At 34.4% G+C, this 11,165-nt stretch carries 9 protein-coding genes; 6 read left to right on the top strand and 3 right to left on the bottom strand.

All coding sequences use genetic code 11. The features are described from left to right. Nucleotides 1-454 precede the first annotated feature (454 nt). Entirely contained in the window at nt 455-1,144 is a 690-nt protein-coding gene (locus AB8B65_RS13710; RefSeq protein WP_405301683.1) for a hypothetical protein, read from the bottom strand. 212 nt (nt 1,145-1,356) lie between these two features. Here AB8B65_RS13710 and AB8B65_RS13705 point away from each other — a divergent pair, with 212 nt between their 5' ends. The 6 genes from AB8B65_RS13705 to AB8B65_RS13680 all read left to right on the top strand — a co-directional run bounded on the left by AB8B65_RS13705 (nt 1,357) and on the right by AB8B65_RS13680 (nt 10,117). Beyond that, nucleotides 1,357-2,571, top strand: coding sequence for a multidrug effflux MFS transporter (locus AB8B65_RS13705; protein WP_405301684.1), 1,215 nt, complete (start codon nt 1,357-1,359; stop codon nt 2,569-2,571). 55 nt (nt 2,572-2,626) lie between these two features. Next, the gene (locus tag AB8B65_RS13700; protein WP_405301682.1) at nt 2,627-4,807 is read left to right on the top strand and encodes a T9SS type A sorting domain-containing protein; all 2,181 of its coding nucleotides are present in this window, start codon (nt 2,627-2,629) and stop codon (nt 4,805-4,807) included. Between the two features lie 215 nt (nt 4,808-5,022). Continuing rightward, nucleotides 5,023-6,981 carry a serine hydrolase gene (locus AB8B65_RS13695; RefSeq protein WP_405301680.1) on the top strand — a complete coding sequence of 653 codons (1,959 nt, stop codon included), beginning with the start codon at nt 5,023-5,025 and terminating at the stop codon, nt 6,979-6,981. A gap of 67 nt (nt 6,982-7,048) precedes the next feature. Further along, nucleotides 7,049-7,660, top strand: coding sequence for a DEAD/DEAH box helicase (locus AB8B65_RS13690; protein WP_405301679.1), 612 nt, complete (start codon nt 7,049-7,051; stop codon nt 7,658-7,660). A 2-nt stretch (nt 7,661-7,662) separates the two neighbouring features. Then, complete coding sequence (locus AB8B65_RS13685; RefSeq protein WP_405301677.1) at nt 7,663-8,307, top strand: thiamine phosphate synthase; 645 nt, start codon at nt 7,663-7,665, stop codon at nt 8,305-8,307. Between the two features lie 106 nt (nt 8,308-8,413). Then, on the top strand, nt 8,414-10,117 hold the full coding sequence (locus tag AB8B65_RS13680; protein WP_405301676.1) for a cytochrome P460 family protein: 1,704 nt from the start codon (nt 8,414-8,416) through the stop codon (nt 10,115-10,117). Between the two features lie 231 nt (nt 10,118-10,348). Here AB8B65_RS13680 and AB8B65_RS13675 read toward each other — a convergent pair whose 3' ends face one another. Both AB8B65_RS13675 and AB8B65_RS13670 read right to left on the bottom strand, forming a co-directional pair. Beyond that, nucleotides 10,349-10,540 carry a cold-shock protein gene (locus AB8B65_RS13675; protein ID WP_405301675.1) on the bottom strand — a complete coding sequence of 64 codons (192 nt, stop codon included), beginning with the start codon at nt 10,538-10,540 and terminating at the stop codon, nt 10,349-10,351. A gap of 84 nt (nt 10,541-10,624) precedes the next feature. Next, nucleotides 10,625-11,074: a KTSC domain-containing protein gene (locus tag AB8B65_RS13670; RefSeq protein WP_405301674.1), complete on the bottom strand. Its 450-nt coding sequence runs from the start codon at nt 11,072-11,074 to the stop codon at nt 10,625-10,627. Nucleotides 11,075-11,165: the final 91 nt, after the last annotated feature.

Genomic DNA, 11,165 nt, shown 5'->3' with positions numbered 1-11,165 from the left:
GGTCATAAAACTTTTTTTTTTTTTTTGTTTCTAAAATACTGAATGTTTGTAAAGAATTTTTAGAGTAGCTTTTGTGCGGGTGGGATGCGTTGGAAAATTATTCGCTTCATTTTATTTTAAATTAAAGAGCTCATGAATACTTCGTATTTGTGTTTAAAGTAATAAAGCATTTGTGCGCGGCAATTTTGCATAACGACAAATTATGGGACAAAAAATTATGTAGCGAAGCGTTCCTATTAAATAAAGGATAATGACCCAAGCACAATGATTCTAGTAGCAACTACAAAGGTTCTGGGATATTTAGCATAATATCATTATGGGACATAGTACTTCAAAATGTTGTTTTAATATTGAATCATCCACTGGATCATCCAATATTAAAAATGTACTATAATTTATATTATGTTAAATAGAATAATTCAAGAACTATAAACAATTCAACCTTATACAGCTTTTATTCGTCCCCTAACGTAACCAAATCCAGCTTATAATTAATCAAATCATTTTTTAAAGCCGATATAATCTCACCATAACCATTCACATACAAAAATCGTAAAGATGCCATGCGTGCTTTATGAAGTGTGTCGTTTTTTAAATACTCGTAACAATCGTCATTACAAACCAAATCCGTTATAAAATCTGCATACCAATGCTGTGTGCGTTCTATTTCTTTTAAATTATCTGTAATCGTCGAAAAAATTAATTCCTCTACAGACTTAATCTCATCCAAGTATAATTTATAAACAGAATTCAAATTTAATAATTTCTCTGAAGCTTTCGATTCGTTCAACGTTGCATTATCAATCATCTCAATCAAATGTGTGTCCGAATCCATTTTATTCAACTTAAACAACAATGTACCCACAATATCTCCAGGTTTCAGCTTATTCTTATCATGTTCTTTATCCAAAAAATGTAAATAATGATTCTGTAAAGTATCCAAATCGCTTTCATACTTTTTAATCTCCAAAATATCTTTTTCCAATTGCTTAATAACGTTCCTTCGCAACTCTACATTCGCACTATTTAACTGTCTTTGTTGATTCCAATTGTTAATTCCGACCGCAATCAAAATACCAATCACCACCAAAATAATTTCACCAAGAGCATATTTAAAATATTTCTTTATATTCTTATTTGCCATAGATGTTGAACGTTGATTATTAAATATTTTCATAAAAAAGATTAGACACCGAATATAGTAAATACATACCTAAGTTTTCTACAAAAATCAATAATCAAAACAATCCAACAGTGAAGTACGCTAATAATCTAAAAACAAAACAGGCTAAAATCTATCTTACAATCTCCCAAGAAAAACAACGAAACTCAATACAGAAGCCGTACTTTTGCGCCATGATTTCAAAAAAGCAATCGCAAACCGAATTTATAATACTAATGGCATCCTTAATGTCTATTGTAGCACTTTCTATTGACGCGATTCTGCCAGCTTTAGATGCAATTGGCATTTCTATTGGCACAGTCGATTCTAAGGACAACCAAAAGCTAATAACAATGATATTCTTAGGTTTAGGATGCGGTCAACTCATCTTTGGACCACTTTCCGACAGTATTGGACGAAAACCAATCATTTACATGGGTTTTACCCTATTTGTATTGGCAAGTTTTGTCTGCGTTACCGCGCAAAGTCTGGAAGTAATGATTGTTGGAAGAATTCTACAAGGTATCGGACTTTCCGCACCAAGAACCATAAGTATTGCCATGGTTCGCGATAGTTTTAGTGGCGATTATATGGCAAAAATTATGTCGTTTATTGTAGCAATATTCATCTTAGTTCCCGTGGTAGCTCCTGCTTTGGGAAAACTAATGTTAGATAATTTTGGTTGGCAATCAATCTTTAATGGACAATTAATTTTTGGTGCAATCATTATGATTTGGCTCTGGAAACGACAACCAGAAACACTTGACCCAAAGAATAAGATAAAGCTGTCTAAAGAATTATTTACCAATGGATTAAAAGAATTTTTAAAATTCAAAACTTCTATTGCATTCACCTTAATTTCTGGATTCATTACAGGTTCATTTATGGTGTATTTAAGTGCTTCACAAGACATATTTCAAAATCAATATGGTATGGTAGAAGAGTTTCCATACATATTTGCAGCACTTGCAATTTCGGTCGGATTTGCCACATTTTTAAACGGAACTTTTGTAATGAAATACGGAATGTACAAATTGGTACGCGCATTTCTAATCGCTTTTACGGCAATTCCAATCATATATTTGCTGTTTTTCTATGGTAAACCGAATCCTAGTGTTTATGTGCTCGTTCCCTTTTTTGGAATTCAATTCTTCTCAATAGGTTTCCTTTTCGGGAATTTACGCTCGTTAGCCATGCAACCTGTCGGACACATTGCAGGAGTTGGTGCTGCTATCAACGGTTTCACGTCAACAATAATGGCGGTTCCCATTGCAACTTGCATCGGAAGCTATGTAAAAACAACGGCTTCTCCTCTATTCATCGGTTTTTTAATCTGCGGATGCGGTTCACTATTAATTTTGATCATTCTAAAAAAAGTGACGAAAACTGCTTCATTGTTAACAACATAGTTTGTAAAAAAACAATCTTTTAACTAAGTTTACGGAAAAACCTCGATCAACCAAAATGAAAAAGATATTTGTAGCGACTTTTTTAAGTCTATTTCTTGCCGTACCACTACTCCAAGCACAGCATTCTGTAGCACGTGATTGGAATGAAGAATTACTAAGCGCCATTCGTAACGATTTTGCACGTCCAACCGTTCATGCACGAAACTTATTCCACAGTTCCATTGCCATGTATGACGCGTGGGCAGTATTTGACCCAACTGTAGAAACGGTATTTTTAGGAAAAACCTATTGGAATTTTACAAGTACATTTAACGGAATTACCACACCAACGGATATTGCAGCAGCACGACACGAAGTCATGAGTTACGCCATGTATCGCTTACTCACACATCGTTTTGCCAATTCTCCAGGTGCAACCACTTCCCTAGCGAGTTTTCAAACACTATTTGAATCGTATAATTATGATGTAAATTTTACGTCAACCGATTACAGCACTGGTTCGTATGCAGCTTTAGGAAATCATTTAGCAGATGAAATTATCGCTTTTGGTTTGCAAGATGGCGCCAATGAACTAAATGATTATGTCAACGAGCACTATCAACCTGTAAACAATCCGTTAATTTTAGACATCTACGAAGACACAAACGATATCGATCCAAATAAATGGCAACCACTGGCATTTGATGTATATATAGATCAAAGTGGAAATCCATTTCCATTAAATACACCTGCTTTTTTAAGTCCAGAATGGGGACAAGTTTCTCCATTCGCGCTAAGCTACGACAACTTACAAATTATAGATAACGGATTTGATTGCTTTGTATACAACGATCCAGGACCACCAGCATACATTCAAGAATCTAATGAAGATGGAATTGACGATCCGTACAAGTGGCACTTTGCCTTAGTTTCGTTATGGTCTGCACATTTAGATCCTGCCGATAATACAATGATAGATATTTCGCCTGGCGCGATCGGAAATTTACCAACAACCGCTTTTCCGGAAACGTTTACGGAATACAAAGCATTTTATGACATCATTCAAGGTGGCGATCCAAGTACAGGACATACCTTAAATCCTGTGACGAATATGCCGTACGATGCACAAATGGTAAAAAGATCTGATTATGCACGTGTTTTGGCCGAATTTTGGGCAGATGGACCCGATTCTGAAACGCCTCCAGGACACTGGTTTACCATTATGAATTATGTGAGCGATCATCCAATGACCGTAAAACAACTAAATGGAACTGGTGCAATCTTAGACGATTTAGAATGGGATGTAAAATGTTATTTAGCGCTCGGTGGCGCGATGCATGACGCAGCAATTAATACATGGGGAATTAAAGGATATTACGATTATGTACGACCAATTTCGGCAATTCGATACATGGCAGGAAAAGGACAAAGTACAGATGCTTCACTTTCAAGTTACGATCCGCAAGGTTTGCCATTAATCCCAAATTATATAGAATTAATTGAAACAGGCGATCCGTTAGCAGGAGATAGTGACGAAAATGTGGGGAAAATAAAAGTCTACGCTTGGAAAGGACCTGATTACATTGCAGATCCGACACAAGATATTGCTGGTGTCGATTGGATTTTAGGAACAAAATGGTGGCCATATCAACGTGGAACCTTTGTAACACCTCCATTTGCTGGATATCTCTCAGGACATTCTACGTTTTCAAGAGCTGCCGCAGAAGTATTAACCTTATTAACGGGTGATGAATTTTTTCCTGGCGGAATGGGAACGTTCGACATTCCACAAGACAACTTTTTAGTCTTTGAAAAAGGACCAAGTGCGCCATTCACACTACAATGGGCAACCTATCGTGATGCTTCTGATCAAACGAGTTTATCTAGAATTTGGGGTGGAATTCATCCGCCAATCGATGACATTCGCGGTCGAATCATTGGAGCACAAATTGGAATAGACGCGTTTAATAAAGCAAACGAATATTTCACCGGAGCTTTAAGCACGCCTGCATTTGAAGTGAATACAACGAAAATTTATCCTGTTCCGTTCACGAATCAATTGACGATTCAAACGGAAAACGATCCAGTTTCTAAAATGGATTTATACAGTATTCAAGGACAATTATTGTTTACTGAGACGATTAATTCCAATCAAAAAACAATCAATCTACCAAACTTACAAACAGGAATTTATTTTGTGAAAGCGTATAATTCGGAAGAAAAACTTATGCTGCAAGAAAAAGTCATCAAGCAATAGCAATAGTGCATTCTTGCGTAAGCAACAATCTAAAAAGTAGTAAAATAGTAGTAATTACATCAATTTTTATTTATAGTTGATGCAGTACTATTGTTTGTAAATGCGTAACTCACACCACTTTTTTACAGTAATTGACACTTATTTTACATTTTTTTGACATTTCATATTCTTGTACAATCTAGTTTTACGAGCAATTAGATATTTAAAACATAATTATGAAAAAAAACCTATTTGTCGGAATATTTTTAATGCTCTTACTATCACATATTGCATGTACTGAAAAAATAGCAGAAACTAAAAGTGATACAGCAACTAAAATAGATAAACTCGTTAGTTTGTATTCAGATTATGACATGTTTCATGGTACAATTTTAGTGGCAGATAAAGGTCAAATTGTATATAAAAAAGCTTTCGGATTGGCGAATATGGAATGGAATATTTCCAATGAAATAGATACAAAGTTTCAAATTGCCTCAATGACCAAATCTTTTACAGCGATGCTCATTATGCAATTAGTCGCTGAAAACAAATTGGAGTTGCACCAACCTATTTCCAACTATTTAAAAGACTTTCCTAAAATAAATGGTGATCAAGTTACAATTCATCACCTACTCACCCATTCTGCTGGTTTTGATCGTAATGTTGATGATAAAAAACACAATAAACCAGCTGACATGGTTCGTCAGTTTTCTAGCGAACCACTTCAATTTGCGCCAGGAACTCGTTTTGCCTACAGCAATAATGGCTATACATTACTGGGATATATTCTTGAAACCGTTACAAAAAAAACGTATGAAACGCTATTGAAAGAAAGGATATTTGATCCTCTTAAAATGGAAAATTCCGGATTTCACAAACACAGACCAATTATAAAAAATATGGCGTCTGGCTATAATAGAAATTTTGGTGAATACTATGATACTGATCGTACCGACAAATCTTCTGCGTATGCTGCAGGTGCCATTTACAGTACCATTGAAGATCTATTTCTTTGGGATAACGCATTAAATACTGAAAAGCTGTTACCCAAAAAATATATGAACATGCTTTTTAAAAAGCACATTATTGATCATAATGCGCATTATGGATATGGCTGGGAACTTAGAGACAAACCGATTGGAAATACTTCTGAAATGGTTGAAACTACAGGTCATAGTGGTTCTATTGATGGTTTTCGTTCGCTGTATACTAGAATTCCATCTCGGAATGCTTCAATTATAATTTTAAACAATACAAGTCATTCCTTTCGTACGTCTATAACCACAGCAATTACGGGAATATTATATGACAAACCGTATGATTTACCATTAATTCCTTTAGCAAAGTTCATGCTTGAAACTATTGAAAACGAAGGAATTGACAACGGTATTGCATTTTACAAAAAACATAAAGACGCACCAGAATATCATGTAAGCGAACAAGAGCTTATTGTTACAGGATATAAATTCTTGCATGCAGGAAATGCCAAAGATGCTGCCAAAATCTTCAAATTAAGTATTGAAGTTTTTCCAAATAGATATAATCCGTATGATAGCTACGCGGAAGCATTAATGACACTTGGAAGAAATGAAGAAGCAATTACCAATTATAAAAAGTCTTTAGCGCTAAATCCAAATAATAACAATGCTATTAAGATGCTCGCTAAATTAGGTGTTTCATATAGTACTGATCTTTTACAAACGGAAGATACTTGGGGAAAAGAATTATTTGCCATTCCATTGCATTTTGCCAAGGATATTGAATTGAAAGGTTTTGAAGATGCCCGATTTCCAAAAGGTTGGAATGATACTAAGAGTCCATATTTTTGGACGTATGCTTTTGCTTGGAAAGTTAATATCAATCATACCTTGAAAGTATCAGAAGTAGAAGAATACATTAAAAAATATTACGATGGTTTATTAGCAGGTGTAAATAAAGAAAAAGATCTTGTATTGCCTGAAACTACAGTAGAAATCATAAAAAATAATGATGGCGATTTTGTTGGAAAAGCAACTATTTACGATACTTTTATTACTAGAAAACCTTTGGTATTATACTTTCATGTAGCACAAAAACTGTGTCCTAAAAAGAATAAATCAATTCTAGTGTTTAGAATTTCGCCTAAAAAGGCACATCATGTCGTATGGAACGATTTAAAAGCCATCAAAATTGTTGAGCATAGTTGTGCTGATTAAGGACATACGCTGTATATTTGCCGCAATTAGTATAAATACTACACAAAACAGTTAGCGCTTTACTCCTATGCCTTTTAAAAAATTACATACGCATCTAAAAGAGAGATTAGCAATCCTCCAAATAGAAACACCAACGCCATTTCAGAGCAAAAGCATTCCTGTCATAAAAAGTGGTGCCAATGTGTATTGCACGGCTTCAAAAGGAAGTGGAAAAACAACGACATTGATACTTACTACCTTGCATAAATTAAAATGTGAAGCGGTTGGCGATTCTCCAAGAGCCGTTGTGATTGTCGAAAATAAAGAAAAAGCGCTAGCATTATATGACGAATTTTTGAACTACACCAAACACACTTCATTACGTGTGTATGTTGGTTATGAACAATTGCATGTTGACATACAAAAATCAGAAATATTTGAAGGTATTGATATTCTTATTTCCACACCAATAGCAATGAATAAGTTGTTGTTATTAAACGGATTAAATATTTCTCAATTAAAAGTGTTTAGTGTGGATGCAGCTGAATTTCTAATTCAAAAATCAGCCTATACCGCATTGATGTCTGTTACAAATAGTATTGATAAATGTCAGTTTGTAATCTATTCAGAAAAAATGCATCCGATATTGAAACGTTTTGAATCTCACTTTATGGAATATTCTAAAATAATTGCAGTTTAGGTATGATGATTCCAAAATTACAGTATATAACGCAAGGAAATTCGCCAAAAGAACAGCTAGAAAACATTCAAAAAGCATGTTCCTCTGGAGCCGAATTGGTTCAATTACGCTTTCGCGATACATCTGAAAAGAAACTTTTAAAATTAGCGAATGAAGCAAGGGAAATTACAGCACATTTTCAAACCAGATTGCTTATCAACGATCATTATAAAATTGCAAAAACGGTAAAAGCTGATGGTGTTCATATAGAAAAAACAAGCATCTGCCCTACTATTGCACGAAAATATTTATATACTTGGCAAATGATTGGTGGCACTGCAAACACCTTGCAAGATTGTGAAATATTACTAAAGAAAGAAGTCGATTATATTGGCTTAGGTCCTTTTCAATTCACCAAAACAAAAGACAATTTACCGACTATTTTAGGATTAAATGGTTATACGGCAATCTTAGAAGAGCTAAACACCGAAACGCCTATAATTGGTGTTGGAGGCATTACCACAGCAGATGTTACGGATATTTTGAAAACGGGAATTTCTGGGATTGCGGTTTCTGGAGAAATCACCCGAAATTTTAATACCATAAAAACATTCCACCAATTGCTAAAAGCTTCTTCAACAGAAGAACAACGCTATACATTTAAGTAAAAATGAGTTGTTTTGAGATTTTAGAATAAAATTAAATTTGTTATTAAAAACCATAATATCCTATTTATGGAGTACCTTATGTTTTCAAAAACTAAAAGCTACCGCCATGAAACCTTTTTTTTACATACTCATACTATTCTGTTTACTAACCAGTTGTAAAGATGCCGTTACGTCTGAATATGCTGAAATACCTGATAAGCTTCCAACAGATTTGCGCTCAGGAGCAACAACAAGTGAAGCCGCTACGTTTGCTTGGGATACTTTTTTAGCAATTAATGCACCTACAACTGACGGAACAGGAACACTTTGGGAAAACTATAAAGAAGCCTATGATATCTTTTTGCCCAATGCAGAAACGCCTACTGCTTGGGGAAAACCAAGTCCAGGAAATCAAACTGTATGTGATAACATTAACTCCAATCATAAAATCTTAAGAACTACTTCTAAAATAAGCCCGTTGGTTACAGAGACCAATCAAGCTGTTGGTGGCGTGCTTATTGATAAAAATTCCAATCTGGTACATTATGAGGTGTATATGAACAAACCAATGTTTGAATATGTCTTAAAAAATCAATTCTATAATGCTTTAAAACAAGCAGGTAGTGAAATTAAATTTCCTGTAGGAAGTATGGAATTGAAAGCTTCTTGGCGAATTTTAGATTCCGAAAAAGATGATACAAGTCGTTATTACACTTCGAAGGCTATTGTGTACATTCCTGCCAGTGATTCCATTCAAAAGGATTCTTTCCCTGAAATAGTAAAAAATAATATACAATACTGTTCAGAACAATTAGTAGGATTGGTGGGACTTCATATTGTATACAAAACACCATCGAATCCAAATTTTGTGTGGATGACTTTTGAGCAAAATGATAATGTAGAAACAGCAACAACAAAGAAAGCTGGAATTACACCTTCTTTTTATGATCCTTCCAAAGCCATTGATTCCTGTGAAAATAATAGCAGACAAGTTGATTGTCCGAAGCAAATAATGACACAAGTAACTAGGCAAAACCCTATTCCAGACTGGGTTAAAAAGGCAAATACAAACTATCAAGAGAAGTTACATGCAAAAAAATCTGTTTGGGAACATTATCAACTTATTGGTGTACAATGGCCAACAGATAAAACAAAAGTTGGAAATCCGATATTACAAAACTTAGCGAATAGTAGTATGGAGACTTTCAATCAAACAGCGAGTAGTTGCATTGGTTGTCATGCGTTTGCTCGTTCTTCGAATCCTACGATATACTCCGATTTTAGTTGGGTAATGGGAAGAGCAAAAAATCCTATTGCAAAATTGCCTGAACCTAATGGAGCAGATTTATTAAAATATGTGATGCGTGTAAATCCTTATAAACAATGGGAAACTTGGCCAGACGATGAATGGAATGTCTTTAGTAAAGCGACTCCAGGTGAAAATCCGCATGGGAAAATGATTAAAATTTATGTGAATGATATTGCTTTAAATGCCTATAAAAACAATCCGAAAACAATGACTACTTTGCCCGTTGGAAGTATTGTTTTAAAAGAAAATTACAGAACAACTCCTCCAAACGAACCTCATTTTAGTGACTTAGTTGAACTGACAATTATGTATAAGGCGAAAGATAAAAATGGTGCTGTACGTTGGTTTTGGGAAAAAGCACGCCCATTTGGACCTGTAGATTCTGCTAGTTTTGATCAACAAGGCTGTATTAGTTGTCACATGAATTGGAAAGGAAATGGAGATGGAATGTTAAGTTTTAATTTTGGAAAAAGACCTGTGATTACGGATCGACCTTTTTATACTACTAAGGATGAAAAATAAGTGAACCTTTTATAAGTCAAAGCATTCTATTATTTCTTTTATCATTATAAAGTGTATTCTTTTTTATTGCGTTAGAGATAGGAATGAAAATCCCGTAGCTTGAACATCGTGAAATGCGAGGAATTGCAATGTATAGCTCGCCCCAAAGGGTAACGCCCAACTATTTAAAATAACAGCATAAAAAAAGCCCGTCAATAGTTGATGGGCTTTTGTAAAACTTGAAGTATATATTTAAATAACTTTGACGTTTACTGCGTTTAAACCTTTTCTTCCTTCTTGTAGATCGAATTCAACTTCATCACCTTCGCGAATTTCATCGATTAAACCTGAAATGTGAACAAAATGTTCTTTGTTTGAACCTTCTTCCGTTATGAAACCAAATCCTTTGGCATCGTTGAAAAATTTTACTGTTCCTCTACTCATTGTACTATAATTTAATTTTTAATAATACTTGTATCTATTCAATTACTGTGCCAAGAATGACATCAGCATGATTATGCTATTTTATTATGCTGTTTCTAGTGTACGTTGCGTTCTTCTATACATATATTTTGGATATATGTTGCGTTTGGCAAAACGATTTAGATTTCCTGCGCTCATCATTTTTTGAAAAACCTTTTTAGTGATTCCAAAATATTCATAGGTTGATCCATCTGTAAAAGTCAATTCTAACAACAAACCTTTGTGTTGGTAATCTGCAATCGCCGAATTGGTAATTGTCTCCGTATATTCAGGCAAGTTTTTTTCTTTTGTTTCAGGAGCCATGCTTACTAAGAAGTGATATCCGTCAATAATTTTTCGGCTATTCAGTTCTGCTTCTTCTTGTAAAGCATCTCCATTTTGAAACTTATCTGGATGCCATTCTTTTACCAAATTACGGTAACTCTTCTTCAAGGTCTTTAATTCAATTTCGTTTTCGACTCCAAAGAGTTTTTTGTATTCGTTTATGCGCTTCATGTCAAATTTTATTTGAAGCCGCGAAAGTACATCTTAATATTTAATGAACTGCTATAGAATTGAATAAAAGAGTTCTCTTATTAATGGATTC

Source organism: Kordia sp. (genome assembly GCF_045105435.1).
GTDB lineage: Bacteria > Bacteroidota > Bacteroidia > Flavobacteriales > Flavobacteriaceae > Kordia.
This window is presented reverse-complemented; position numbering and strand designations above follow the sequence as displayed.